Raw genomic sequence first — 25,555 nt, 5'->3', positions numbered from 1 at the left:
AAGGAGGAAATGAAATGTTTGGAAGATTGGGAGTAGGAGAACTGGTTTTGATATTGGCCATCGCTTTGGTGGTATTTGGACCGTCGAAATTACCGGAAGTTGGAAGATCCTTGGGAGAAGCCATCAACAATTTTAAAGGACACGCCAACAAGGTATCGAAAGATCTGGAAGTGGAATTGGAAGAGAAGAAGTAGTCAGACGTTCATCAACGTTGACAGAGAGGAATGAATTCGGTGGATACAACAAAAAAACAACCTTTTTTAAATCATCTGGCCGAGTTGCGTAAACGTCTGTTTATTGTCTTTCTGGTGGTGGTGACGGCTACAGGTGTCGGTTACTTCTTTGTGCAGCACTTGATCGGAGACGTCATTGGATTGGCCGGAGGGAAAATCGATTTTATATACATCAGCCCTCCGGAATTGTTTTTGGCCTATGTCAAGCTTTCCCTGGTTGCCGGCATAACGGTTTCTTTTCCCATTATCGCGTATCAAATTTACGCGTTTTTGAGACCGGGACTGGAAAAAAGGGAGCGCAGATACGTATTGGTTTCCATATTGGGCGGATCCTTTTTCTTCGCCGCCGGCGTTGTGTTCAGTTATATCGTGGTGCTGCCCATGGTGTTGAGCTTTTTTATCAACATGCGGATGGAATCCATTGATCCGGTCATGTCTGTGGGAAGCTACATTGGTTTCATCAGCACATCGTTGTTGTCTTTTGGTTTGGTTTTTGAAATGCCCATGCTTGTATTGTTGCTCAGTCGTTTCGGATTGGTGACTTCGGCATTTTTGCAAAAGAACACAAAATACATATTATTTGGCATCGTGGTAGTGGCGGCGATCATCACACCTCCTGACGTGATCTCCCAGGTTTTGCTGGTGGGTCCCATGCTAGTACTCTTTGAATTCAGCGTGTTTCTGGCAAAACTGACGGAGCGAAGCAAAAGGAAACGAATGGCACAATCCAGCAGCTGACAAATCTGAAAGCAAGTCTCGTATGCAGAGACTTGCTTTTTTAGTGGTATAGATTTGCATTTCCACGTTACGATAAAAAAAACGAGGGTATAAAGTGAATACAAATAATCGTGGCAAGGAGGATCGGCCATGTGGGATATCAGGAGATGCAAAGGTAAAGATGTATTTTTGTTGCAGGAAATGTCGGTTCAAACCTATTATGAAACATTTGGAGGAAGCAGTACTATTGAAGACATGCAGCAATATCTGGATGGAGCTTACAATACCAGAAAGCTGATGGATGAGCTAAAAAACCCAAACACTCTCTTTTTCTTTGCTCTTTGGGATGGAGAGCTGGCGGGATACATGAAACTGAATTTGCCCGAAGCTCAGTCGGACATCAAAGATCCGGAATCCTTGGAGATCGAGCGATTTTATATTGCCAAAAGATTTCATCGAAGAAAATTGGGGAGCAAGCTCATGAGCAGAGCCATGGAAGTAGCCAGGGAGCAGAAAAAACGCTATATCTGGTTGGGCGTCTGGGAGCACAATGTCAGGGCCCAGCATTTTTATCGTCATATGGGATTTCGGATTTTTGGAAAGCATCCTTTCCAAATGGGCAGCAAAACGGAAACTGATTTTCTCATGCGTAAAGATCTATCTGCCGGCACAGGAGAAACACCGGACTTCCATTACGGGTCCAACAGCAACGGTTATGGTTTGTGAAATATGCCATGACCGTTTTTTCTTGAAGTTTGTTATCCGTTGTGATACTATCTGTATATACAAGTTTATTTTTTTTACGTATAAATTAAGTATGCTTAAATACTGAATGAGTTACAAAAATAAAGGAGCGCATTAGAATGAAAAAAACAAACATAAAATTGGCGATTTTGAGTCTGTCGGCCATCGTCATGGTATCCATGACTGCATCGGCTATTTTAGCAGACATCGCTGCCCATTATCCGGACGTGGACCTGAATACGGTTCAGATGGTCCTGGCGGTACCTTCTCTGTTATCCATGTTCTTTGCACTGTTGTCTGGACCATTGTCCGGGAAAATATCCAAAAAATCACTGGTGTTGTTTGGCTTGATCAGTGGATTTGCCGGAGGGATGATCGGACTGACATTGGGAACGGTCCACATTGCCCTGTTGATCTTTGCCAGTGTGCTCATCGGCGTTTCCCAAGGGATCAACTCCACCATGACCATGGCCCTGATCGCCGATTATTTCAGCGGTAATGAACGGGGAGCCATGATGGGACTTCAGTCGGCCTTCGTCAATGGTGGAAGCATGGCCATTTTGTTTGCCAGCGGACTATTGGCCGGTATACAATGGAACATGTCCTATCTGGTATATTTGTTGTTTGTTCCTGTAATTCTGATCGTATGGAGATACCTTCCAAAGGACAATCAAAAACATGAGATGATGGAAGAGGATGCAGACGGCAAAATGAACGCGGTCGTATATTTTCATTGCATCGTCATGATGCTCTTTGCCATGCTGATCTTTATCTACCAATCCAACATTGCCATGTTTATCAGCAGCAATCATTTAGGAAATGCATCCACCGCCGGTTTCATCAATTCCTTTGGTACCGGCATCGGAATGGTCACTGGAATATTCTTCGGCAGGATCAAGAATCTGTTGAAAGACAAGATTTTGCCGATCGCCATGAGCTTGATGGGACTTGGCATGCTGGGGATCTACTTTGTAGGTACCATCGAAGCCGTGATCCTGGCCTCCTTCTTCAACGGGTTTGCCATGTCTTCCATAATCCCAACGGTGATGTTCAATGTTTCTTCTGCAGTATCTGCTGCGAAAAGCTCCAATGCCATTGCACTAGCCAATGGCTCCATGAGCATTGGAATGTTCATGTCTCCCTTTGTGATGAATTCCTTTGCGGAATCCTTGCGTCCCGGGGTGTTGGAATTCAAGTTTTTCATTTCCGCCGTTGGATTGGTCGTGTTGGCCTTTGTGATTTTGACCGGAAACTACATTCTGGCAAACGGAGAAGCCATAAAAACAATAAAAGCTTCAAAAGCACTCCAAGAATAGAAACGAGGATGGCATCTGAGAGGATGCCATTTTTTCTTTGATTTTTTTTGACCAATGTGGTGTAATAACTCTGATATGATTTTTCACAAAAGAGAAGATCATTCGTAAAAGGAGAGAGAGTATTGGCGGCGATCACTGGAAGAGAAGAAAAAATGTTGAAGATCATTCACGTATCTCGAATATTCCTCGATCTGGGCGAGGAGCCCATGGAATATGGATTGTTGACGGATACGATGAAAGACCTGTCTGGAGCAAAGTATGTTGCTTTCAACCTCTTTGAGGAAGAGGGAGACGGGTTTGAAACCATGAGCATTTCCGGGTTCCATGAGGACTTGCAGAAGGCGGCAAGCTCTTTGGGGTTCAATATCGTTGGAAAGCGTTGGTCCTTTGATCCGCGGAGATATGAGCGTCTTTTTGGGGAGTCGGTGGTCGTTTATGAAGCTCTTCACGAACTCACCGGGGAAGTGATCTCTGATCATTTGATCAAAACCCTGGAAACTATTTTTGACATAGGAACGGTTTTGGTAGTGCCCATTGTAAAAAACAACCGGATGCTTGGTGATTTCACGGTCATGATGGAAAAGGACTCTCTTGTGAGCGACTTTGAAATATTGGAACTCTACGCCAGCCAGGTCGGTCTGCTGTTGAGCAAACGACTGGAGGAGAAGCATCGAGAGGAAAACCAACAAAAACTGGACCTGGTCATGGATGCCATCGATGCCGGGGCTTGGGTTTGGGATGTGCAGGCCGATCAGGGAGACGTCAGCCTCCAGTGGATGAGAATGCTCGGATACGATGAGAAAGAGTGGGAACCTCCTACGCTGGAATGGTGGACTTCCATGATCCACCCGGAAGATCGAGATCGTGCGGTACAAACATTGAAACAGGCTTTGGCAAGCGAGTCTGAATCTTTCGCCATGGAATACCGGATGCGTCACAAAAAGGGGCATTATGTGTGGATCATGAATCGCGGCAAGTTGATGGAATGGAATTCCGACGGGAAACCACTTCGAATGTTCGGGATCCATTTGGATATTACGGAAAACAAGAAAACGACCGAGGCCTTGCGGGAAAAGGAAGAAAACTATCAGGTCTTGGTGGATAGCAGTTTTGACATTATCTATCGACTGGATCTGAACGGGGTTTTCACCTTCGTGTCCAATGCCTGGACGAAATTGTTGGGATACTCTATTGAGGAAGCGGTGGGGAACTCTTTTCGACCTTTTGTCCATCCGGATGACCTGGAAGGAGTGGAAGAATTTTTTCGGCGGATCCGGGAATCCAATACGAGACAGGAACACAACAACTATCGACTTCTCCATAAAGACGGTTCCTGGCATTGGTACACCACAACGGCTACTCCTCTTTGGGATGAATGGGACAATGTGGCGGGGTATGTAGGAACGGCCAGAGACATTACAGATGTAAAAACCATCAACGACCAGCTGATGGAAAAAAATCAGGTTTTGGAGTATTTCTTTGCCATCAACCCGGATCTCATCCTCATTGCCAGCTTGGATGGGCGGATCGTCCAAGTCAATAATGCCTGGGAACGGACCCTGGGTTACGGGAGCAGTGATCTGGTCGGTCGGTCTTTTTTGGAGATGGTCCATCCGGAGGATGTGGAAAAAACCAAAGCAGCCATGGGAGAGTTGAAAAACGACAATGTGGTATGGGATTTCGTCAATCGATATCGCAGTTACGATGGAACCTATCGATCCCTGGAATGGCGTAGCCAGCCTGCGGGAGGTCTCCTTTATGCTGCGGCCAGAGACATCACGGAGAAGTTGGAGAGACAACAGGAAGTGGAATATCTGAGTTTTCACGACCATTTGACTGGGCTGTACAACCGCCGATACATGGATGATTCCTTGAAGCGGCTCGATACACCCAGAAACCTGCCTTTTTCCGTCATCGTGCTGGATGTCAATGATCTGAAGGAAATGAACGATGTCCATGGTCATTTCATCGGCGATGAACTGCTCAAAGGAGTGGCCCAAGTGCTCAAAGAGACTTGTAGAAGCGATGATATCATTTGTCGCATGGGGGAGACGAATTCATCGTCTTGCTTCCTTCCACATCCAAACAAGAAGTAAGACGCATTGTGGAACGGATCTTGGATGGCGTGGATGAATTGGAGATCAAAGGGAAATCTGCATCCGTGGCCGCCGGATATGGAGTCAAAACATTGGAAGATGAATCCATCCAGGACATATTGTCCATGGCGGACAAACAGATGTATCGGAAAAAACAGGACAAGCAACAATGAAGGAAGGCTCTCCCGGACGGGAGGCCTTTTTTCGTAGCGGCGATCTTTGTTTTAGAAAGAGCAGGTTGGGAATATATATGGGAAAGGAAGGGGAGTTTCCCATGATCTATGCACTCATCGATATCGGATCCAATACCATGCGAATGAATATGTACAAATGCGAAAACAATACCATCCATCTATTGTTCGGAACCAAGGAACCGGCTGGATTGGCTGGTTATGTTGACTACGGAGTTCTAAGCCAAAAGGGGATCGACAAGGCTATTTCTGTTCTTCGGTCTTTTCAAGGCATCGTTTCCAATTTTCAAGTGGATCAGCTTTATGTGTTTGCCACAGCATCTCTGAGAAACATCGCCAACAGCAACGCTGCATTGAAGCAGATCAAAAAAGCCACTGAGTTGGAGATCGACCTATTGTCCGGCGAAGATGAGGCCATCCTGGACTTTATCGGAGCCATCAAAGTGACGGATATGGACGACGGCATTGTAGTGGATATCGGTGGTGGAAGTACGGAGATCGTTACATTCAAGGAACGGCAGATCATCAATGCAGCAAGCATCCCCATTGGATCGTTGAATCTCTACAAGCATTGGGTGGAGGGGTTGCTCCCGACCAAGGAAGAACAAAAGAAAATAAAGAGGGAGATCAACAAGGAATTGGATCTTATGGAGGACATGATGATCGATTCCTATGATTCCATCTGCGGCGTGGGCGGAACCATTCGGGGTGCCAGAAAACTGAACAATGCCGCCTACGATCTACCTGATGCCAACGGATTGTTGGAAGTGAAAAAAATCAAGAAGGTACTCAAGCGTCTCGGCAAAGACGACCGGGATGCAGTGGATCAAATCCTAAAGGTGGTGCCGGATCGGGTCCATACCATCATACCGGGGATGATGATCCTTAAGGAGGTGGCAAAACGCTTTGAAGCGAAAGACATTCATGTGAGCCAATACGGAGTACGGGAAGGTTATTTGTATGACAAGGTGTTGAAGGAGAAGGTGCTCGATGTCTAAGAATGCATGGACTTATGATACCAGTTACACCCAAAATCGGGAATTGTCCTGGCTTCGGTTCAACCAACGGGTCATGGAAGAAGCGGAGGATCCTACGGTACCCCTGTTGGAAAGGCTCAAATTTTTGGCCATTTTCAACAGCAACCTGGATGAGTTTTTCATGATCCGGGTCGGAAGCTTGTTGGATCTGTCCCACATAAAAAAGGATACCTATGACAACAAAACTGGCTGGACGCCAAAGGAACAGCTCCAGCTGGTCTTTCGAGGGGTGCGCCCCCTGTATGAACAAAGGGATCTATTGTATGAGCAGCTCAAAAAATCCTTTCATGACGAGGGGATCCATCTGATGACCATGGAAGGACTGGATGGAAGCCAAAAGAAACGAGCGGCCGAAGCTTTTCGAAAAAACATCCTTCCTCTACTGTCGCCTCAGATCATTGACGCTCATCACCCTTTTCCTCATCTTTGGAACAAGGCTTTGTACATCACAGCCAATGTGAAATACAAAGGCCAGGAACCCACCATGGGAATCGTTCCTGTTCCGGCTGTTTTACCGGGATTGCTGGAACTGCCGGGGGAAGGAATTTGTTTTATTCGCTCGGAACTGGTGATCCTTCATTACCTGGAAGAGGTCTTCCCGGGTTACGAAGTGGCGGATGCCTGTATCGTGACCGTCACCAGAAACGCGGACATTCATCCGGAAGATGAAGCATTTGACTTTGACCAGGATTTTCGAAATCACATGAAGCAAATTTTGAAAAAGAGATCCAAGCTTGCGCCGGTTCGCCTGGAAGTGGAGGGAAAACTGGAAAAACGTCAAAGCAAGCTTCTATTGCAGCGATTGGACATAACGGAAGAGCAGGTCTATTCTTTTAACGCTCCCATATCCATGCATTGGACCAATGATTGGAAGGACAAGCTACCCGCTGGTCTGGTGGATAAATGGACCTACGAGTCCTTTGAATCTGCAATGCCATCGGCCTACCAGCCGAAGGAGTCCATGTTGCTTCAGGTGCAAAGAAAAGACATGTTGCTGTTTTTTCCCTATGACAGCATGGAGCCTTTCATCCATCTTTTGAAAGAAAGTGTCAACTCCAGCAAGGTCCAATCCATAAAGATCACCATTTATCGCTTGGCGCCCAACTCCAGGATCATCGAATACTTGTCGGAAGCGGCGGAAAACGGCAAGGAAGTAACGGTCCTTATCGAGTTGCGGGCTCGATTCGATGAAAAAAACAACATCGCATGGGCGGAACGTCTGGAAGAGGCAGGATGCAAAGTCATCTATGGCGTCAACGACTGCAAGGTCCATTCCAAAATATGCTTGATCACCATGGTGGATAAAGGCAAAATATCCCACATCACACAGATCGGGACAGGCAACTACAACGAGCAGACAGCGAAACTTTATACGGATCTGAGTTTGCTGACGGCTGACGCCGGCATCGGGCGAGATGCTGCCGAGTTTTTTAAAAATATGTCCATCGCCAACCTGGGTGGGACCTACAAACATTTGCTGGTGGCACCGGAACATTTTCAAAAACCGCTGCTGGAATTGATCGATGAGGAGATCAAAAAAACACGACAGGGATCCCAGGGCAAAATTTTGTTCAAAATGAATTCCCTGACAGAGCGGGAGATCATCGACAAGTTGTCCCAAGCAAGCAATGCAGGGGTGGAGATCATATTGATGATCCGGGGCATTTGCTGTTTGTTGCCGGGGATCCCCGGCAAAACAGAAAACATTCGAGTTGTAAGCATTGTGGGACGATTTTTGGAACATCCCAGGATCTATTGCTTTGGATCGGGGAAAAGTGCAAAGCTATACATCTCTTCGGCAGATCTGATGACCAGAAACATGCATCGTCGAGTGGAGATCGGTTGTCCCGTATTGGATTCGGATTGCAGAAAAAGGATCGTTCACATTTTGGAGGCGGGACTCAAGGACAATGTGAAAAGCCGTGAACTGAACAGCGCGGGGATCTATAAAAGACCCAATGGACCCGATAATGTACAAAAACCATGGGACAGCCAGAATTTCTTCATGAAGGAAGCCGCATCAGCAAAGAGAAAAAGTCCTCGAAAAAAAAGAAGTAAAAAAGTGACAAAGTGGAAGATTTTTAAACACCTCTTGAAGAAATGGGTGAAACAGACCTGGAGTCTGTTATAATTATCCCATGAAATCAGTTTGATCGGAGGATGTAATGAGGATAATATATTATGATTGTTTTAGTGGAATCAGCGGTGACATGAACCTGGGAGCCATGGTGGACCTGGGGATGGATGGAGAATATCTGGTAGGTGAATTGAACAAACTCTCCATTCGGGACTCTTTTCATGTATGGTTTGAAAAACAACAGAAACACGGCATCACCGGCACCAAGGCCCACGTGGATCAACTCAAGCACGAACACGCCCATCGTCATTTGCTGGACATTGAAGAGATCATTGATGACAGCACCCTGAACCAACGTGTTCGGGAAACGGCGAAAGGCATGTTTCGTCTTCTTGCGGAGGCAGAAGGAAAAGTCCATGGAAAAACGCCGGAGGCCATCCATTTCCATGAAGTGGGAGCCGTCGATTCCATCGTCGACATCGTTGGAGCGGCCATTTGCTTTGATTACTGGAATGTGGATCAGGTGCTGGCTTCCCCGGTTCAAGTAGGAGGCGGCTTTGTGCAATGCGCCCATGGTTTGATGCCGGTTCCTGCACCGGCAACGGCAGCCTTGCTGGAAGGGATCCCCATACGATCCGGACTGGTGGATGGAGAAACGACGACGCCTACGGGAGCAGTCATATTGGCATATGGGGCTGACCGATTTGTAGATTCTTTGCAAATGGATGTCAAGGGAGTCGGTTATGGTTTGGGAACGAAGGATTTTCAGATTCCCAACGTCCTTCGGGTTTATCTGGCAGAAGTGGAAGAAGGAGTGCAGGAAGAAGCCCAGTTGATGATCGAAGCCAACCTGGACGATATGAATCCGGAATATTATTCCTTTGTGGAAGAACGACTCTTTGATGCCGGTGCCTTGGATGTGTTCAAAACGCCCATCATCATGAAAAAGGGCAGGCCGGGAGTGAAATTGAGCGTCCTATGTGAGACATCCAATAAAGATATCATGACAGAATTGATCTTCACCCATACTACCACCCTGGGAGTGCGGACTTATCCGGTGGGAAAAGTCATGATGGAGCGAAAAATGATTCAAGCGGAGACCATCTGGGGAAGAGTGGATGTAAAAGTAGGGATCTATAAAGGAAAACCCATCAAGCACAAGCCGGAATACGAACAATGCGCCGCCATTGCAAAAGAGAACAATCTTGATCTGATTCGGGTGTACGATGAAGTAAACAAGCAATTGGAGGGGAAGTATGACCGAACGAAATAAATATGAGAAGCTATTGCAAGAATTAAAAGAAATGAAACGGGCGGTGGTGGCTTTTTCCGGAGGTGTGGACAGTACTTTTTTGCTCCATGCCGCCAAGGAGGCCATGGGAGAAGGATTGACGGCCGTCACCATCGTTTCTCCATACATTCCCAAATGGGAGGTGGAGGAGGCGAAGGCCTGGACCGAGAAACTGGGCATACACCATGAGTTCATCCATACGGGGATCGTGGAAGAAATTCGATACAATCCGGTGGATCGGTGTTACCTGTGCAAGCGGGCCATCTTTTCGAAGATCCTGGAGTATGCCAAAAGCAAGGGGATCCCCTACGTGCTGGACGGCACCAACGTAGACGACCTGTCCGATTATCGACCGGGACTTCGGGCCCTGGAAGAGCTGAAGGTGGTCAGTCCCTTGAAGGACAATGGGATCACCAAAGATGAAATACGAAGACTCTCCAAAGAGATGGAGTTGGAAACCTGGAACAAACCAGCCTATGCATGCTTGTTGACCAGGGTCCCTTATAATACAGAACTCAAGGAAGAAGACTTTGTCAAGATTGAAAAAGCGGAAGTGTTTTTGATGAAACTGGGATTTCCGGCCATTCGGGTCCGCACCCATGGGGATGTGGCCCGCATCGAAGTTCCTTCCGACCAGAGGCGCCGTTTCTTTGATGAAGCATTGCTGGACCAGGTCGCAGCAGGCATCAAAAAAATGGGATTTTCTTTTGTCGCATTAGATCTGGAAGGATATAAAATGGGAAGTTTTCGACCGGAAAACGAACAGGATGGGAAAGGAGTTCACCATGGATAAAAAACGATTGGAGCAGCTGCTGGAGGAGATCCAGTCCGGCAAGACCAGCGTGGAAGAAGGGGTCCGGGCTTTGGAAGACCTTCCTTACAAAGAACTGGGATATGCCACCATCGACAATCATCGGGAACTGAGAAACGGATACCCGGAGGTGATCTATTGCCAAGGGAAAACCCCGGAACAGGTCCAGGGCATCGTCAAATACATGATGAGTCAAGGAAACAACATCCTGGCCACCCGTGCCGGCAAGGAGATGTACCGGAAGGTCCGGGAAGTGTGCAATCATGCTCATTACAATGAACTGGGAAGGACCATCACCATAATAAATCATGAACCGGAAACGACGGAAAGCTACATTGCCATCGTAGCAGCGGGAACTTCCGATCTTCCGGTGGTGGAGGAGGCCTATGAAACAGCCTTGATCTTGGGAAATCAGGTGGAAAAAATCACCGATGTGGGAGTGGCCGGGCTCCATCGCCTGATGTCAAAAATGGACCGGATCCGCGGTGCCAAGGTGGTGGTGGTCATTGCAGGCATGGAAGGGGCATTGGCCAGTGTCATCGGCGGCATGGTGGACAAACCGGTCATAGCCGTACCCACCAGCGTGGGCTACGGTGCCAATTTCGGCGGACTGGCAGCTCTATTGGCCATGCTAAACAGCTGCGCCAGCGGCGTCAGCGTGGTCAATATCGACAACGGATTTGGCGCGGCGTACAATGCCAGCATCATCAACAAGCTGTAATCACAATTTTACTTTCTTAAAAAAAGCGGTTGTTATCCTTTACATCCTTACCGAATGAGTTTAAAATGAAAAGGAGAACCATAAGTACAAATTGTAGCAAGTTCATATCAAGAGGAGGAAATTGTATGATAGGCGGTTATGCAGGGAAATTGCTTTTTGTAGACTTGACAAAAGGCACCATGACGGAAGAATCAGTTTCAGAAGACTTGGCATACAAGTACGTAGGCGGTTACGGAATCGGTGCCAAGATCTTGTACGAAAGGATGCCGGCAGGAACGGATCCCTTGGGACCGGAGAGCATGCTTGGATTTATGACCGGACCATCCAACGGCACCAAGGCCTTCTTTGGCGGAAGATATACGGTGGTGCACAAATCACCTGTTACCGGGGGTTGGAACGATGCAAACTCCGGTGGATATTTTGGCCCGGAATTGAAAAAAGCGGGATATGACGGCGTATTCTTCAGCGGTATTTCTGAAAAACCCGTTTATTTGTATATCAATGACGGTAAAGCGGAACTTCGGGATGCGGCTCATTTATGGGGCAAGGATGCCAAGGAAACCTGGGAGCTCCTGAAGGAAGAAACGGGAGAACCGCGACTTCGGATCAGCGCCATCGGACCTTCCGGTGAAAAAGTGGGACTGATCTCCTGTCCCATCAATGACGGCCATCGAGCTCCAGGCCGCGGTGGCACCGGTGCAGTCATGGGTTCCAAGAAACTGAAAGCTATTGCCGTACGCGGTACGGGAAATGTTCCCGTTGCGGACCCTGAAAAGATCACGGCGATCAATAAAAGGTTTGCGGAAGGCATGAAAGGTAACCCGGGAGCCCAGGGTTTTGGAACGTATGGAACCGGTGTTGGAACTGGTGCATCCGCGCTGAACGGGGACTCCCCTGTTAAAAACTGGGGTGGCGTCGGTATTGTGGACTTTGGTGAAGAAAGTGCGGAAAAGGTGGCAGCGACTACTTTTGATGCAAAATATAAGACCAAGAAATACGCATGCTCCACTTGTCCCTTGGGATGCGGGGCAGAATATGAAGTAAACGACGGGCGCTGGCCGCTTGGACCAACGGAACGACCGGAATATGAAACAGCGGCAGCTTTTGGATCCACGCTTCTCTGTGACGAAATGGATGTCATTTTCAAATGCAATGAGATCTGCAATCGCTATGGAATGGACACCATTTCCGCCGGCATGACAGTGGCTTGGGCCATGGAATGCTACAACAATGGTATTTTAAGCAAGGAAGAACTGGACGGCATCGATCTGACTTGGGGAAATGGTGAAGCCATCGTCGCATTGACCCAGAAGATGGCCGACGGCGAAGGCGTGGGAGCGGTCCTGCTCAACGGTTCCGCATTTGCAGCCAAGCATTTCGGCAAAGGGGAAGAATACCTGCAGACGGCTTCCGGCATCGAGTTGCCCATGCATGATCCCCGACTGGCTCCTGGGTTTGCAAGAACATACCAGTATGATCCAACACCTGGTCGTCACGTAAAAGGGGGACTTGGTCTGGCACAGATGAACAACGCACCCATTGGAGACAAATACGACTACAGCGATACAGGATTCTTGGATACCCGGATGACGTCCAGTACAGAGATCACCAATAGTGGGGGATTCTGTCTCTTCATGAGCGTGGCGGGAGATCCGGCGACCCAGAATGAGTATCTGGAAGCCATCTTCGGAAAACCGTTTGGTCCGGAGATCGCCGATGAGACAGGGCTTCGAATTTTGAACCTTCGACAAGCTTTCAACATTCGGGAAGGGATCCTTCGAAAAGACATGTCCATCCCCAGCAGATCTGTTGGTAAACCTCCATTGACGGCCGGTCCTCTGGAAGGGGTCACTGTAGACAACGAGCGTCTGGGTGAAAACTTCTTTGAACACGTAGGATGGGACAAGGAAACTGGAAAACCGAGCAAGGAAGTATTGGAACAACTCGGTCTGGATTTTGTTGCCGAAGATCTTTATAAGTAACAGACAGGAGTTACGAGAGGAGGGAGACCATGAGAGTCGTCGTCAAACATTTGGGCATACCTTTGGAAGGATTGGACAAGGAACCTTTTGAATTGGACCTGGAAGAAGGAGATACCATACGAGATCTTGTGGATCAACTAATGAAACAACACCCTCATCTGACTCCGAAACACTTTCAAACCACCAGTTTTATGATCGACGGGAAAAAAGCGGATTATAAAAGCATCCTTAAAGACAATGAAAGAGTTTTGTTGATGCGCATACTGGGTGGAGGATGAACTATAAAAGAAGCGGCCGGAAATATTCCGGCCGTTATTTTTTAGTAGCTTTGCAGGATCTCCCCAAAGTAGAGGGTGTGGTAGTCGTTGTTCTTTTTCTCATAATGGACTTCCCGCAGCGCAGGATCCAGTTGGGAAGGGACCATATCCTGTCGGTAAACGATTCGGCATTCCATATAGTTGCCGCAACCGGCGATGACCGGAACACCTACGGTTTTACCGGGTGAAAGGGTCAACTCCGCCTTTTCAAACTTGTTGCCGTCCCGACCGGATGTTGTTCCGCAGATCCCCAAGGCTTTTTTCATGGTACCCAGTACGGGGATGCTGACCGTGAATTCCGTTCCTTTTTCCAGGATCTCATAGGTATAGCGGGATTTGCGTACCAATGCCACAAAAACCGGCATCTGCCACTGATGCCCCACATAGCCCCAGCCGATGGTCATGGTGTTGGTCCGTTCTCCATCGGAAACCGTTAAAAAGGCGCCGCCTTTGGCCATGGATTCCATGGCTGTGTTCAGGTCGTCTTGAAACAAGCTTGTCATGATTTCACCTCCCCAAAAGATTCAAAGTAAAAGGTCTCTTCCAAGGGCCGGCGCATTTCCTTGTGTCGCAGCTCTGATTTGGGTTCGTCGGCACCATAGCCCATTACCAGGATATTCACCGGTTCCAAATTTTCCGGCAAGGAAAAATTTTCCTTCAACCGGACGGCATCAAAGAAACAGATCCAAACCGATTGCAATCCCTGTTCTGTGGCGGCAAGCATCATGTGATCCGTGACGATGGAAGCGTCCACGTCTCCGTGTTCCTTTCCATCCAGGGGACGGACCCAGGAATCGTTTTTGTCTTTACACACCACCAAGGCCACAGGAGCGTCGTAGATCCGTGCCGCTTCCGACAATTTCTCCAGATTTTCTTTCTTTTGCAGGACCAAAACACGATGGGGTTGCAGATTTTTTGCCGTGGGAGCGACCCGACCGGCTTCCAACACATACTCCAACTTCTCTTTTTCCACCGGCAGATCTTTGTAGAGTCTGCAGGAATATCGTTTCTTTGCCAAATGTAAAAAATTCATGCTGCTACCTCCTTTGGTTTCTATCATACTTTGTATCCACCATGGCGGAATATAAACACATGTTGTCTCTCAATGAAGGTATTTGTTGGAAAAAAGCAAAAAACACTCTTGATTAATTGTTGGATACTGAGTATAATATAAAAGCAAGTTCGATTGAGAACATTGATATGCGAAAGTGGCTCAGTGGTAGAGCATCGCCTTGCCAAGGCGAGGGTCGCGGGTTCAAATCCCGTCTTTCGCTCCATTTTGTTTGAAAATGAGCCATCGGTTCATTTTTTTAAATGCATGTGTTGTGCCCGTAGCTCAGTGGATAGAGTGGCAGACTTCGAATCTGTTCGTCGGGGGTTCGAGTCCCTCCGGGCACGCCATACCAACAGTTTCAGCGCTTCGGCGCTTTTTTTATTTACAAAATAACACCTTTATAACACCCAAGTAAGAAAAAAAGTAAAAAAGGCTTTTCAGCCTCTATACATGTCATTAACCAGTTTGCGTAAATCTTCAGCTCCATAGTGGAGATATACTTCCCTTGTCGTCTGCAAAGACGAGTGGCCGAGCATCTGCGCGATATCTTAAATTGTGTAATAACTACTTTTCTACTGGATATCCTTCCTCGACCCAAGCAGAATAATTTCCTTCCAGTCTGTATACTTTTTCAAAGCCGGCTTCTATTAGCTTTTCAGCGCCAGCAATTGCCACACTGTCTACATGGCAGTAGATCAGGTAGGTTTTGCTTTTATCAAGCGTAGAAATTGCTTCATCTAATGAACCATCGCCCAAGTAATAGTTTATTGCTCCAGGAATGTGACCTTGATCATAATTGGGTGATACATCAATGACTACGACGTCAGGATTATTATCAAGCAATTCTTTAGCATCTTTTGCTGAAATATCTACATACATTGGTTTAGACTCAGAAGAACATCCTGAGACAACAACCGCAACCAAAATGGCGATTAATAAACCTAAAAATAAATTTTTTTTCATTTCCTTATCTCCTTTAACATTTTAATCTCAATATGAATTATAAAAGTATACCCATTATTAGCAATAAAAAACACAACAGCAGATAAAGTCTGTTCAATGGCGTACATTTGGAATATATAGTAGAGGAATGAAATACTTTTCAAGCACTGATAGAGTATATTTTTAAAATATTAGTATGTAGACTGTATTTATTGCATGAATGCATGAATAAATCGCATGATGAATCCGGGGAAACCGTAGATGCATGTTTCTCTCCGTATGATATACTGAATGTATTAAAAAACATGCTATCAGTAGATTTTCATACTAAGGAGGTCAATCATGTATACGTTCAAACCGGTTACAGAACGCATTGAAAGAATGCGGGACAAGGTTCGCGACAGAACCATTATTGCAGATGCAGAAAAGGCTCGTTTAAAGCTGGAAGCATCGCAAAAATATCGAAATTATCCACCAATGCTTGAGAAGCCTTATGTGTCCCATCACGTCATTTCCAACATGCCCATCGAAATCAGGGAAGACGAGTACTTTGCAGGTGACCTTGGAAACAAGAGCTGGGGCGCTGCCAACGGCACCTATTGGCTCATGGCGGATATTGAGAACACCTGGCCCATTGGGGAGGATGGTCTGCACCATGCGCCCGACGACGATCCCCTATATTCCCACCAGAAGCTGGCGATCTCCCCGGCAGACCTGAAAGAGCTGCGTGATATTTTCAAACAGCAAATGGCTGCATACGGAAACGTCATGCCGGAAGAATGGCTGCCGGATGGAGCCATGGACTTTTTCAATCTGCAAGCTTCGGACTATGGAAAAGTTGGAGGTTTCCCGACGATGTTGCCTCCGGGGCATTTGACGCCAGGTTTCCAGAATATCCTCAAACGCGGTTATGCAGATATACGCAAGCAAGCCCAGAATTGGCTGGATGATCATGAAGGCAATGTACAGGGCGACAACATGGGCAAGTACATCTTCTACAAGGCTGCTACGGTTGCCTGTGACGGAGCGATCACCATGACCCGTCGTTATGCGGATTGCGCAAGAGAAAAGGCAAAGACAGCATTGACCGCCGAGAAAAAAGCAGAGTTTGAAAAGATGGCGGAAGGCCTTGACTGGATCGCCGAGAAACCGGCACGCACCTTCTGGGAAGCTTGCCAGCAGGTCATGATGTACAATTTGTTCCTCAAGGTCGACAACGATCCCGGAGTTACAAGCATCGGCAGATTCGATTATTATACATGGCCCTATCTCCAGGCAGACTTGGAAGCAGGCAGGATCACCATGGACGAAGCACAGGAACTTGTGGATGCTTTCTTCCTTAAAATCAACACACTATATGGCGGCGGCTTCGGCAAGATGCAGCAGACCGCAGGTATCGGTCACCTTGGCCAGCATACCACCATCGGCGGCCTCGTCCCTGAGACCGGTGAAGATGCAACAAATCCCGTTTCCTACATGGTACTGGAAGCCATGTCCCGTTTGGAGCTGCATGAGCCCACCGTATCGCTGCGTACAAACAAGAATACACCAAAGGAAATTTGGGATTGTGCCATGGCGACTTCTATGCGTGTAGGCGGTTTGCCCCTTCTTCAGAATGACGAAGTGATCGTACCCGCGATCATACGGGAACTTGGTTTTACGTTGGAGGATGCCAGAAACTTCGCATTTATCGGTTGCCAGGAGATCACCGGATCCGGATGTGACTATCCGGCGCCCAATGGATCGTCCATGTCCCACAGCGGCATATACTGGGCCATAGCATTGAACATGGCCCTCAACAACGGCATCAACCCCATGAACGGAGCCCAGGTCCCGGAGAAATTGCGTTCCGGGTATTTGACGGATATGAGATCCATGGATGAAGTCCGTGCTGCTTTTGAAAAGATCACGACTTGGATGCTTACATGGTCAGCAACACTCAACAACTACACGGAGCATGAATATCCCCGAATATTCCCATTTCCCAACCTCTCCATTTCCACCACGGGATGCATGGAAAGCGGCAAGGATGTATCGGAAGGCGGGGCAAAGTATAATTCATACGGCGGCACGGCAACCGGACTTGCTACGACGGCCGACAGCTTGACAGCACTGAAGTACATGATCTTTGACAAGAAGCTGGTCTCTGGGAAAGAGTATCTGGATGCGATCCTTGCCGACTGGGAGGGTTATGAAATGTTGCGTCAAAAGATCCTGAATGAAGTCCCGCATTACGGCAACGCAGATCCTTATGCCGACGCAGAAATGAAGTATGTTGTGGATCTGTATTATAATATTTCCAGAGATTTCTCCACTCACCGTTGTGATGTGTACAAGTGCGGTACCTTTGGCGCTTCAGACCATGTGGTGCAGGGTGAGATCACCTGGGCAACACCGGATGGAAGGAAGGCGGGTACTCCTATTGCAGATGCTTCCAGTCCCGCGCAAGGCAGAGATGTCAACGGACCAACGTCTGTATTTGTATCGTCCACCAGCTTTGATCATTCTCGCTTCATGGACGGGATGGCCCTCAATTTAAGGATCCACCCGACGGCCCTGCGAGGCAACGACGGCATTACTAAGCTGGAAGATGCTACCAAGGCATATTTTGACATGGGTGGCATGGAAGTGCAGTACAACATCGTAGATTCCGCCACACTGAGAAAAGCACAGGCCAAGCCCGAGGAATATCACAACCTGGTTGTTCGTATCGCTGGGTTCAGCGCATATTTTGTTGACATGACTCCTGCAATGCAGGAAGACATCATCTCCCGTGCGGAACATAGTATTTGATCTTAACTAGAAATCAGGACTCTTCGGAGTCCTGATTTTTTTTGCCTGTTGTATTGCCTTCGTGGATATGGGTATAATGCTTATATAAAGACTGGAGGGTTACTATGAATTTCAAGCATGATGTTACAACGTTGATCAAGGAACGCAAATCAACCAGAACCTATAATGAGGAAAAGTTGAACGACGAAACAAAGAAAGAACTATTGGTTCTCTTGGAGGAGCTGAATAAAAACACAAAACTGCGTGTACGCTTCGTGTTTATGGATCTGGATCCGGGAGAGGAAAAGCAGCAGTTGGGAACCTATGGTTTTATTTCCGGTGCGTCTCAATATGTAGCGGCATTGCTGGACAAATCGGAGACGGATGCACGAAGTCTGGGATATCTGTTTGAAGAATTGGTTCTGTTTGCAACGGATCTGGGGGTCCAAACCTGTTGGTTGGGTGGTACCTTTGACAAGGAAGCATTCGGAGAGAATGCCGGGGTAAAAGAAAATGAATACATGCCATTGGTGACGCCAGTGGGATTCAAGAAAGACAAACAGCGGATCTTTGAAACCACCATGCGTAAAACCATCGGAGCCGACAAGCGAAAACCTTGGAAGAGCCTATTCTACGATGGAGATCAGGATGAAGCCTTATTGGAAGAAAAAGCCGGTGATTACAGGACCGTGTTGGAAATGGTGCGATTGGGCCCCAGTGCATCCAACAAGCAGCCATGGAGGATCTTGAAAAAAGAAAATGCATATCATCTTTTTCTGGAGCGAAACAAGGGATACGGGGTTGGTGAATACGACATACAAATGAACGACATGGGGATCGCCATGTGTCATTTCGAATGGACGGCCAAAGAACTGGGCCTGAACGGAACTTGGAAGCAAACGGAGCCGGCACCAGAGTGGGACGACAAGGAATACGTGATCACCTGGATCCCATCCTAATTCTGAGGAGTTCACCATGAAAGTGTTTATTGTTGTGGTTTATCTTTCGATTCCCTTGATGATGATTTTCTTCGGATGGAAATGGAAGAGAAAAGTACCCGGAAAAATCAATTACATTTACGGTTATCGGACGAAACGATCCATGGCAAGTCCGGAGTCCTGGGAATTTGCCCACAAGTATATGGGCAAGGTCTGGGCATACAGCGGGTTGCTTCTGTTATTGGCTACGCTGCTATTCTTTTGGGCGTATCCCCTGGATCTGGATAAGTTTGGTTGGGAGTACCTTGTATTTGCATATCTTCAAATGATCGTTATGATCCTGGGGATCTGGCCGACGGAGAGAGCACTCAAAAAACGGTTCGACCTCCATGGGTGTCATACACAAAAAAAACAATGAAAGAAGGATTGCTTTGAAAAAAAGTAAAATTGTCTGGGTAGTGATTCTTTTGTTTTTCTTGATGTTGTCATTGATTGCCTGTGGTACAAACGGAGGTTCCAATGATGGTGCGACCGGGGATGGAGAAGAAATACCTCCGCCGGCCGATAGTGGCGACCCTCCTGGATCCATCGATCTTGCGGCATTGAAAGGGCCTGGAAATGCGCCAACCAATCTTCTCCACCAGGGTATGGCGGCCTCCTATGAAGGCCAGATCTTCCATGTAGATCGCATGTATGAGGGGAATATTTGGACGACATCCATCGAGACCGGGGAGAGTCAACTGCTGTTGGAAGGAAGACTCCACCACCTGAATGTCAGCGGAGGAGTGGTATTTGCAGCCGGATCGATACCACCCGAAGAAGGCGGTGACGGGTTCGACATTTATGGGATCTTTCGCATCAATACGGATGGCACCGGTTTCTCGATCCTGAAGGAAGGGACTTTTGGGGTTTTGATCCTCCAAGACGAATACCTCTACTTTACGGAGGTCATCGATGGCGGTTTGTACCGCATGAAAGCCGATGGCAGTGAGGAAACACTTTTACTGGAGGATATTTACGATAACGTGGCCATCATCAATGACAGGATCTATGTAATGGCAGACCTGGATGGCGGATATGTCACCAACATATATGAGATGCCCCTGGACGGCAGTCAATCGCCGGTACCCATTATCGAGGATACTTTCGGAGGAATGTTTCATGTGGGAGGTACAGATCTTTATTACGAGTTGAGAGACAATACGAGCAACACTTATCGATATGATACGGTTGCAAAAGCACAGACGGTGTTCACGGATAAATGGGTGAACTATCTGAACGAATACGAGGGAATTTTGTACTATTATTGGTCCGGAAGAAGACAGGACAATGAAGACCAGGGATTTTACAGGAGAAACAAGGATTCCAGAGAAGAGACTTTGATTTTTAAGGCAGAAAACATGTTTGACGTAAATATCGCCGGAGGGAAGATCTTTTGGCATGACAACGATGCCCAACGAAGAATATCGGTAATGGATCTGGATGGTGCAAACCAGACCTATGTGCAGCAAATCCAATAAAAATCATGGTATGGAAAGCAGAGTCGCTCCGGCGACTCTTTTTCATTTTGATATTTGTTTGACAAATTCTTGAAACACACGATTATTGAGGAAAGAGAATGGGTACCATAAAGTTATAAATATATTCTGAATTACACAATATGGAGGTGCGATATGAGAGAACTTTCACATCGATTCATGACGGATTTGTTGGAAGGGGAATTGAGGCAATTGCTCGCTACAGTAAAAACGGATGATACCCTTGATCTGGCCATCAGAGACAATCTGGTAGAGGTATATTATCGGGGAGGTGTGCTTTTGCGTGTCGAAGCAAATCGCTACACATACAGGGCGGAGTTTGACGATTCTCACACAACAAACCGGCACAAAAGCGATCATGGTTCTCCGGCCATAGATAAACTGAAAACCATTGAAGACCATATAAAACATATTCCCTTGCTGAAAAAAGAAATGAATCAGTGGCTGTTCGAAAATCCTGAAAAGGTGCGTGGATACGAGCAAGCGATCTTGAGGGAAAACAACTGGGGAAGCGCTTCCGAAGAAACGGATTATTTTATTGTTGATTGGGATTATGTGAATCCACATGAAAATACCCGGTTTGACATGTTGGCTGTCAAATGGCCGTGCTTGGACAAGGAGCGGAATGCCTGCAAGATCCCCACCTTTTCCATTTTGGATCTAAAATATGGAGACAGGGATTTGACCGGTTATAATGGATTTGAAAAACGCTTTTCCGATCTGGAGGGGTTTGTTCGGGACGAACAACACCGGGTATTGGCGTTGGAAGTGGAAACATTGTTCAATCAGCGAATGGAGATGGGAATGTTTCGAAATGTAAATCATAAGCTGGAGATCGACTCCAGCGGCAAACTGGAATACTTGATTTTGTTCATCAATCACAAGCCGTTGGATACAAGATTGCTGGAAGCTTTGGATGAAGCTTGCAAGAATCATGAAGAATTGTTGGATATGGCAGATATCAAGGTAGCTACAGGCAGTTGTTTGGGGTACGGTCTGTTTGAATGGAACATGATACCGGTCCGCGATTTTTTGGGAGAACGATTGAACAGACTTGGTGTAAAATAAGTTTCTGAAGAGAAAAGGCGTAACATTCTGTTAAGGGAAATGAGGCGTCATTATGAAAAAAGCATTGCCGGGCTTGATTATAGTGTTGGGTGCAATACTGGTTTTGGGAGGGAGTTATTGGATCTTCCGCAATATCACAATGGCAAGAGACGGGATCCGGGTGGAAGCAGAAGTGGTGGAAGTGGTAGAGGTATACAGACCTGGGCGTTCTTCCGAAAATTCGACCATGTATTATCCCGTTTTGGAATATCGTACCATGGCAGGCGATCTGAAAAGGACCCAGTCCAGCGTATCAAAAATTCGGAATGGTGCGTCTGCTTATCAGGTTGGGGATCGTGTGGACGTGTATTACGATCCAGAGGATCCAAGTCAAGTCATCCTTGCATCGACCTCCGACTTGTATGTACCAGGGGTCATAGCTGCAGGATTGGGTTTGGCGTTGTTTGCAGGAGAGATCCTGCGACGGCGAAGAGTTCGGTAGCAATATGGGGAGGCGGTAACTTGCCTCCCTTTCTTATAACAAGGAATCATCGATAGATAATGATGCAAATAGAGAGAAGAAGCAAAATTGACCAATAAGATATGATACAATAAGGACATTCCACTTAAATACACATGGAAATTTAAATTTATGATAAACGGGAGGAAAAGCAGTGGAGAGACAGATCTACATTACAGAACTGGATAAAAATAGAATATTGGAACAAATAGGATATCAAAAGGAATTTGGGAGTGGAAACCGTGGGGGTTTGGAAGAGCTGGAAAAGGAGTTGGGCAGGGCTATTGTTGTGGATTCTCATAAAATACCACCTGACGTCATCACCATGAATTCCGTCATTCAAATAAGATTTGACGACGATCTGGATGATTTGGAAGAGATCACATTGGTGTATCCCAACGAAGCAGCCGCCATGGAAAACAAGATCTCTATAATGGCTCCGGTAGGCACGGCGCTGTTGGGGCATCGGGAAGGAAATGAAGTGGAATGGGAAGTGCCGGACGGGAAGGTCAAAATCATTGTTGAAAAGATCCTTTATCAGCCGGAAGCAGCAGGAAACTTTGATCGATAAGCAGGAAGGAGGTCAAAACCATTTCCTATTTTAAAGATTTTTTTATGCAAACCATGGATTGGGGCGTCGGAGTTTCAGAAGTGTTTGGAGTGATCTTGACATTTTTACTGCTGCTCCTGGTAAGTTGGGTCGTATACTTTGTAACAAAAAAAATAGTCATACCTGTTTTGATCAAGCGGATCAACAAAAACCGCTATCAATGGGACAGTATTCTCATGCGGCACAAAGTATTACACAAATTGATATTTCTCATCCCCATATTGATTTTTTACAATGGTGCGGGGTTCCTTGGATCTTTGGAATCCATCGTCCGCACCATAATGGTGATGCTGTTGCTGTTGCAGTTTGCCAACGTGGCAGGTGCTTTTTTGGACAGCGTCAACGATATCTATTCCACGCTGGAGGTTTCCAAGGAGAAACCTATCAAGGGTTTTTTGCAGGTCATCAAGATCATCGTTTACGTTTTGGCCTTGCTGTTGATCGTTGCCGGCTTCGTGGACACCAATCCCTTTGTGTTGCTGAGTGGATTGGGAGCTGTTGCTGCCGTATTTTCCTTCATTTTCAAAGATACCATTCTCGGTCTGGTGGCTGGTGTTTTATTGTCGGTCAACAATATGCTGCGCATCGGTGACTGGATCGAAATGCCCCAGTATGGAGCCAACGGAGATGTGATCGACATTACCATGAATGCCGTCAAAGTGCAAAATTTCGATATGACCATCACGACAGTTCCCGCTTATGCACTGATCTCAGATTCGTTTAAAAACTGGCGTGGAATACAGGAGACAGGCAGCAGGCGTATCATGCGTGCGATCTTGATCGATGTATCAAGCATTTGTTTTTGCAGCGATGAAACATGGGGTCGTTACGAGAAGATCATTCATGAAATGGAAGGATCCGATCCAAAGGAAAAAAAACGTGCCGACACAAATATGGGTGCATTTCAACGATATTTAAAAGGGTATCTGGCAAATCACCCAAACATAAAGCAAAGCCAGCTACAGATCATCCGGCAACTGGCTCCGACAGAAAAGGGGATACCACTGGAGATCTATGCTTTTGCAGATACAGTGGATTGGGTCATTTATGAAGGCATACAGTCGGAAATCATGGAACACGTCATTGGAATGGCGCCTCGATTTGATTTAGAGCTGTATCAGCTGCCTTCCGGGAAGGACCTGAACCGGATGATTACAAACCAATAGAAGGCTAAAACAACAAAGAGCAGGGAGTCCAAAAAGGAACTTCCTGCTCTTTTTATAAGGTGAATGGAAGATTATTTCTTGCATCGTACGATGGGTACCGTACTGGTTTTGCCTGCAAACACTTTCAATGAGAAAAGGCCGCCCAAAGTCATGGTCAATAAGAAAACCCAACCGCCTAGTGACAGGTTGACGATTCCGGAGAACAAAGCACCTACGTTGCAACCATTGGCCAACCGTGCACCAACGCCCATCAGTGTGCCTCCAATGGCATAAAACAATATGTCTACGGGCTTAAGTTTGAAGTTCAATTTGAATCGACCTGCAGTCAGGAAGTAGGCCAATGCACCTAGGATCAGACCGACATTTCTCATGCCCACACTGCTGAGGACCAAGCCGTTATTGACATCGGAAACGGCTCCTGCAAAACCGGCACCGGGAAATTCCATGCCAAGCAATTGAAGAAATCCAACGCCCCAGGAAGTGAACACACCGGTAACGCCCCATTGTGTTCCAGAAGTAACAACGATGAACACATATAAAAAGGCCAAAAGAATTCCTCCAGTGATGAATGTCCATCTTTCCACAAACAATTTATGATAGGTTTTGAAGCTGAACAATTGGAAAGGACCATCATCTTGGATCGGTGCTTCGAAATCGGCGAATTGTGTCTTCTCATAAGCATCGTTGGCTTTTCTTTTGTTTTCATAAGATTTGGCCAACCAGTAGATGGCGAACAACCCCAGCAAAGATACAAGGATCGCTCCCGGGATTCCAAGGTAATCGGGCAAATAAATGCCTGTACCTGCTTTGCCGATGGAGGTTGCGGTGATGGCATCTTTTACATAAACGCCTAAAACAGAACCTAAAATAAAGAAGATCAAACCGATCCAGGCGCCACCTTCTCCTTCACCGGAGTCGGTCAATGTTCCGGATGCACAACCTCCGGCAAGGATCATTCCCATCCCAAACAGGAATCCTCCGAGGAATAGTCCCAAGGTTACGGGATTGATAAAAGGTGTAAATTGGACCAATCCGGTGTAATGGATCGCCCCAACGGCAACGGTCGTTATGCCGAACATGAGCATTAGTGCCGTCGTTAAGCTGGCTTCCCCTGTTACATATACTCTTTTTACTCCGCCTGCAAATCCAAATCTGGATCGGGAAAGAACATAACCGATGATAACGCCGGTGACCAGGTGCACCGAGTCAAACTTGATGTTCACTTTCCAGTAAAGCAGACTGAAAGCAGCGATGGCTAAGATCAAAATAAATCCTACAGTTGCTTGTCCCTTGTTGAAATTTTTACCCATACTGATTTCTCCTTTTTTCTAAAATATTTTTTAAAACCTTACATCGAACACCATGAAACCACTTCTTTAAAAGCAGATCGAGAATTCAAAATTTCCCAAAAAAATAAGGAATGGTCCCGATGCAT

General features: G+C 46.8%; 23 protein-coding genes, 2 tRNA genes and 1 pseudogene. 22 read left to right on the top strand and 4 right to left on the bottom strand.

The features are described 5' to 3' along the window. The first annotated feature begins 14 nt into the window (after positions 1 to 14). The 12 genes and pseudogenes from J0B03_RS03405 to J0B03_RS03345 all read left to right on the top strand — a co-directional run bounded on the left by J0B03_RS03405 (position 15) and on the right by J0B03_RS03345 (position 13,494). Positions 15 to 194: a twin-arginine translocase TatA/TatE family subunit gene (locus tag J0B03_RS03405; RefSeq protein WP_207300467.1), complete on the top strand. Its 180-nt coding sequence runs from the start codon at positions 15 to 17 to the stop codon at positions 192 to 194. 39 nt (positions 195 to 233) lie between these two features. After that, positions 234 to 971: a twin-arginine translocase subunit TatC gene (gene tatC, locus J0B03_RS03400; RefSeq protein WP_207300466.1), complete on the top strand. Its 738-nt coding sequence runs from the start codon at positions 234 to 236 to the stop codon at positions 969 to 971. 129 nt (positions 972 to 1,100) lie between these two features. Beyond that, positions 1,101 to 1,676 (top strand): GNAT family N-acetyltransferase, encoded by a 576-nt coding sequence (locus J0B03_RS03395; protein WP_207300465.1) that lies wholly within the window; start codon positions 1,101 to 1,103, stop codon positions 1,674 to 1,676. A 137-nt stretch (positions 1,677 to 1,813) separates the two neighbouring features. Further along, complete coding sequence (locus tag J0B03_RS03390; protein ID WP_207300464.1) at positions 1,814 to 3,010, top strand: MFS transporter; 1,197 nt, start codon at positions 1,814 to 1,816, stop codon at positions 3,008 to 3,010. Positions 3,011 to 3,162: 152 nt separating this feature from the next. Beyond that, positions 3,163 to 5,279: pseudogene (locus tag J0B03_RS03385) on the top strand (sensor domain-containing diguanylate cyclase). Positions 5,280 to 5,380: 101 nt separating this feature from the next. Then, positions 5,381 to 6,295, top strand: coding sequence for a Ppx/GppA phosphatase family protein (locus tag J0B03_RS03375; protein WP_207300461.1), 915 nt, complete (start codon positions 5,381 to 5,383; stop codon positions 6,293 to 6,295). Next, entirely contained in the window at positions 6,288 to 8,465 is a 2,178-nt protein-coding gene (gene ppk1 / locus J0B03_RS03370) for a polyphosphate kinase 1 (protein ID WP_207300460.1), read from the top strand. The genes J0B03_RS03375 and ppk1 overlap by 8 nt, the downstream gene beginning before the upstream one ends. Positions 8,466 to 8,499: 34 nt before the next feature. Next, entirely contained in the window at positions 8,500 to 9,684 is a 1,185-nt protein-coding gene (gene larC, locus J0B03_RS03365) for a nickel pincer cofactor biosynthesis protein LarC (RefSeq protein ID WP_207300459.1), read from the top strand. Beyond that, on the top strand, positions 9,668 to 10,495 hold the full coding sequence (larE, locus tag J0B03_RS03360; protein ID WP_207300458.1) for an ATP-dependent sacrificial sulfur transferase LarE: 828 nt from the start codon (positions 9,668 to 9,670) through the stop codon (positions 10,493 to 10,495). The genes larC and larE overlap by 17 nt, the downstream gene beginning before the upstream one ends. Beyond that, positions 10,488 to 11,234: a nickel pincer cofactor biosynthesis protein LarB gene (gene larB / locus J0B03_RS03355; RefSeq protein ID WP_207300457.1), complete on the top strand. Its 747-nt coding sequence runs from the start codon at positions 10,488 to 10,490 to the stop codon at positions 11,232 to 11,234. Before larE ends, larB begins: the two co-directional genes overlap by 8 nt. Before the next feature lie 125 nt (positions 11,235 to 11,359). Further along, entirely contained in the window at positions 11,360 to 13,216 is a 1,857-nt protein-coding gene (locus tag J0B03_RS03350) for an aldehyde ferredoxin oxidoreductase family protein (RefSeq protein WP_207300456.1), read from the top strand. Positions 13,217 to 13,245: 29 nt separating this feature from the next. After that, positions 13,246 to 13,494 carry a MoaD/ThiS family protein gene (locus J0B03_RS03345; RefSeq protein ID WP_207300455.1) on the top strand — a complete coding sequence of 83 codons (249 nt, stop codon included), beginning with the start codon at positions 13,246 to 13,248 and terminating at the stop codon, positions 13,492 to 13,494. A 41-nt stretch (positions 13,495 to 13,535) separates the two neighbouring features. On the opposite strand, the gene J0B03_RS03340 is transcribed toward J0B03_RS03345, so the two are convergent. Beyond that, entirely contained in the window at positions 13,536 to 14,036 is a 501-nt protein-coding gene (locus tag J0B03_RS03340; protein WP_207300454.1) for a flavin reductase family protein, read from the bottom strand. Continuing rightward, the gene (locus J0B03_RS03335) at positions 14,033 to 14,566 is read right to left on the bottom strand and encodes a nitroreductase family protein (RefSeq protein WP_207300453.1); all 534 of its coding nucleotides are present in this window, start codon (positions 14,564 to 14,566) and stop codon (positions 14,033 to 14,035) included. The genes J0B03_RS03340 and J0B03_RS03335 overlap by 4 nt, the downstream gene beginning before the upstream one ends. Before the next feature lie 169 nt (positions 14,567 to 14,735). Between J0B03_RS03335 and J0B03_RS03330 the strand changes: the two genes are divergently transcribed. Further along, positions 14,736 to 14,810: transfer RNA gene (locus J0B03_RS03330), tRNA-Gly, on the top strand. A 48-nt stretch (positions 14,811 to 14,858) separates the two neighbouring features. Further along, positions 14,859 to 14,934 (top strand) — tRNA-Arg (locus tag J0B03_RS03325). A 217-nt stretch (positions 14,935 to 15,151) separates the two neighbouring features. Here J0B03_RS03325 and J0B03_RS03320 read toward each other — a convergent pair. Further along, positions 15,152 to 15,550, bottom strand: a complete 399-nt coding sequence (locus tag J0B03_RS03320; RefSeq protein WP_207300452.1) for a rhodanese-like domain-containing protein — start codon at positions 15,548 to 15,550, stop codon at positions 15,152 to 15,154. 321 nt (positions 15,551 to 15,871) lie between these two features. Between J0B03_RS03320 and J0B03_RS03315 the strand changes: the two genes are divergently transcribed. The 8 genes from J0B03_RS03315 to J0B03_RS03280 all read left to right on the top strand — a co-directional run bounded on the left by J0B03_RS03315 (position 15,872) and on the right by J0B03_RS03280 (position 24,120). After that, positions 15,872 to 18,322, top strand: a complete 2,451-nt coding sequence (locus J0B03_RS03315) for a pyruvate formate lyase family protein (RefSeq protein ID WP_207300451.1) — start codon at positions 15,872 to 15,874, stop codon at positions 18,320 to 18,322. 104 nt (positions 18,323 to 18,426) lie between these two features. Beyond that, positions 18,427 to 19,260, top strand: coding sequence for a nitroreductase family protein (locus tag J0B03_RS03310; RefSeq protein WP_207300450.1), 834 nt, complete (start codon positions 18,427 to 18,429; stop codon positions 19,258 to 19,260). Positions 19,261 to 19,276: 16 nt separating this feature from the next. Beyond that, entirely contained in the window at positions 19,277 to 19,657 is a 381-nt protein-coding gene (locus tag J0B03_RS03305; RefSeq protein WP_207300449.1) for an SdpI family protein, read from the top strand. Positions 19,658 to 19,670: 13 nt separating this feature from the next. After that, on the top strand, positions 19,671 to 20,759 hold the full coding sequence (locus tag J0B03_RS03300; protein WP_207300448.1) for a DUF5050 domain-containing protein: 1,089 nt from the start codon (positions 19,671 to 19,673) through the stop codon (positions 20,757 to 20,759). A 153-nt stretch (positions 20,760 to 20,912) separates the two neighbouring features. Continuing rightward, positions 20,913 to 21,845 (top strand): hypothetical protein, encoded by a 933-nt coding sequence (locus tag J0B03_RS03295; RefSeq protein WP_207300447.1) that lies wholly within the window; start codon positions 20,913 to 20,915, stop codon positions 21,843 to 21,845. 52 nt (positions 21,846 to 21,897) lie between these two features. After that, entirely contained in the window at positions 21,898 to 22,326 is a 429-nt protein-coding gene (locus J0B03_RS03290) for a DUF3592 domain-containing protein (RefSeq protein ID WP_207300446.1), read from the top strand. A 172-nt stretch (positions 22,327 to 22,498) separates the two neighbouring features. Further along, positions 22,499 to 22,915: a nucleoside diphosphate kinase regulator gene (rnk, locus tag J0B03_RS03285; protein ID WP_207300445.1), complete on the top strand. Its 417-nt coding sequence runs from the start codon at positions 22,499 to 22,501 to the stop codon at positions 22,913 to 22,915. A gap of 44 nt (positions 22,916 to 22,959) precedes the next feature. Continuing rightward, on the top strand, positions 22,960 to 24,120 hold the full coding sequence (locus J0B03_RS03280) for a mechanosensitive ion channel family protein (protein ID WP_207300444.1): 1,161 nt from the start codon (positions 22,960 to 22,962) through the stop codon (positions 24,118 to 24,120). Between the two features lie 71 nt (positions 24,121 to 24,191). On the opposite strand, the gene J0B03_RS03275 is transcribed toward J0B03_RS03280, so the two are convergent. Next, positions 24,192 to 25,430, bottom strand: a complete 1,239-nt coding sequence (locus J0B03_RS03275) for a YeeE/YedE family protein (protein ID WP_207300443.1) — start codon at positions 25,428 to 25,430, stop codon at positions 24,192 to 24,194. Positions 25,431 to 25,555 lie beyond the last annotated feature (125 nt).

Source organism: Alkalibacter rhizosphaerae (assembly GCF_017352215.1).
In the GTDB taxonomy this organism is placed as follows: Bacteria; Bacillota; Clostridia; order Eubacteriales; family Alkalibacteraceae; genus Alkalibacter; species Alkalibacter rhizosphaerae.
The sequence above is the reverse complement of the archived record's forward strand: the minus strand, read 5'-3'. Positions and strand labels throughout refer to the sequence as shown.

What these genes read in the sequence shown, in the direction of transcription:
- J0B03_RS03275 (WP_207300443.1), bottom strand. Translation starts at nt 25,430, where the DNA reads ATGGGTAAAAATTTCAACAAGGGACAAGCAACTGTAGGATTTATTTTG.
- J0B03_RS03295 (WP_207300447.1), top strand. Translation starts at nt 20,913, where the DNA reads ATGAGAGAACTTTCACATCGATTCATGACGGATTTGTTGGAAGGGGAA.
- J0B03_RS03305 (WP_207300449.1), top strand. Translation starts at nt 19,277, where the DNA reads ATGAAAGTGTTTATTGTTGTGGTTTATCTTTCGATTCCCTTGATGATG.
- J0B03_RS03405 (WP_207300467.1), top strand. Translation starts at nt 15, where the DNA reads ATGTTTGGAAGATTGGGAGTAGGAGAACTGGTTTTGATATTGGCCATC.
- J0B03_RS03390 (WP_207300464.1), top strand. Translation starts at nt 1,814, where the DNA reads ATGAAAAAAACAAACATAAAATTGGCGATTTTGAGTCTGTCGGCCATC.
- J0B03_RS03375 (WP_207300461.1), top strand. Translation starts at nt 5,381, where the DNA reads ATGATCTATGCACTCATCGATATCGGATCCAATACCATGCGAATGAAT.
- J0B03_RS03345 (WP_207300455.1), top strand. Translation starts at nt 13,246, where the DNA reads ATGAGAGTCGTCGTCAAACATTTGGGCATACCTTTGGAAGGATTGGAC.
- ppk1 (WP_207300460.1), top strand. Translation starts at nt 6,288, where the DNA reads ATGTCTAAGAATGCATGGACTTATGATACCAGTTACACCCAAAATCGG.
- larE (WP_207300458.1), top strand. Translation starts at nt 9,668, where the DNA reads ATGACCGAACGAAATAAATATGAGAAGCTATTGCAAGAATTAAAAGAA.
- J0B03_RS03340 (WP_207300454.1), bottom strand. Translation starts at nt 14,036, where the DNA reads ATGACAAGCTTGTTTCAAGACGACCTGAACACAGCCATGGAATCCATG.
- J0B03_RS03290 (WP_207300446.1), top strand. Translation starts at nt 21,898, where the DNA reads ATGAAAAAAGCATTGCCGGGCTTGATTATAGTGTTGGGTGCAATACTG.
- J0B03_RS03335 (WP_207300453.1), bottom strand. Translation starts at nt 14,566, where the DNA reads ATGAATTTTTTACATTTGGCAAAGAAACGATATTCCTGCAGACTCTAC.
- J0B03_RS03350 (WP_207300456.1), top strand. Translation starts at nt 11,360, where the DNA reads ATGATAGGCGGTTATGCAGGGAAATTGCTTTTTGTAGACTTGACAAAA.
- larC (WP_207300459.1), top strand. Translation starts at nt 8,500, where the DNA reads ATGAGGATAATATATTATGATTGTTTTAGTGGAATCAGCGGTGACATG.
- larB (WP_207300457.1), top strand. Translation starts at nt 10,488, where the DNA reads ATGGATAAAAAACGATTGGAGCAGCTGCTGGAGGAGATCCAGTCCGGC.
- J0B03_RS03280 (WP_207300444.1), top strand. Translation starts at nt 22,960, where the DNA reads ATGCAAACCATGGATTGGGGCGTCGGAGTTTCAGAAGTGTTTGGAGTG.
- J0B03_RS03395 (WP_207300465.1), top strand. Translation starts at nt 1,101, where the DNA reads ATGTGGGATATCAGGAGATGCAAAGGTAAAGATGTATTTTTGTTGCAG.
- J0B03_RS03315 (WP_207300451.1), top strand. Translation starts at nt 15,872, where the DNA reads ATGTATACGTTCAAACCGGTTACAGAACGCATTGAAAGAATGCGGGAC.
- J0B03_RS03310 (WP_207300450.1), top strand. Translation starts at nt 18,427, where the DNA reads ATGAATTTCAAGCATGATGTTACAACGTTGATCAAGGAACGCAAATCA.
- J0B03_RS03320 (WP_207300452.1), bottom strand. Translation starts at nt 15,550, where the DNA reads ATGAAAAAAAATTTATTTTTAGGTTTATTAATCGCCATTTTGGTTGCG.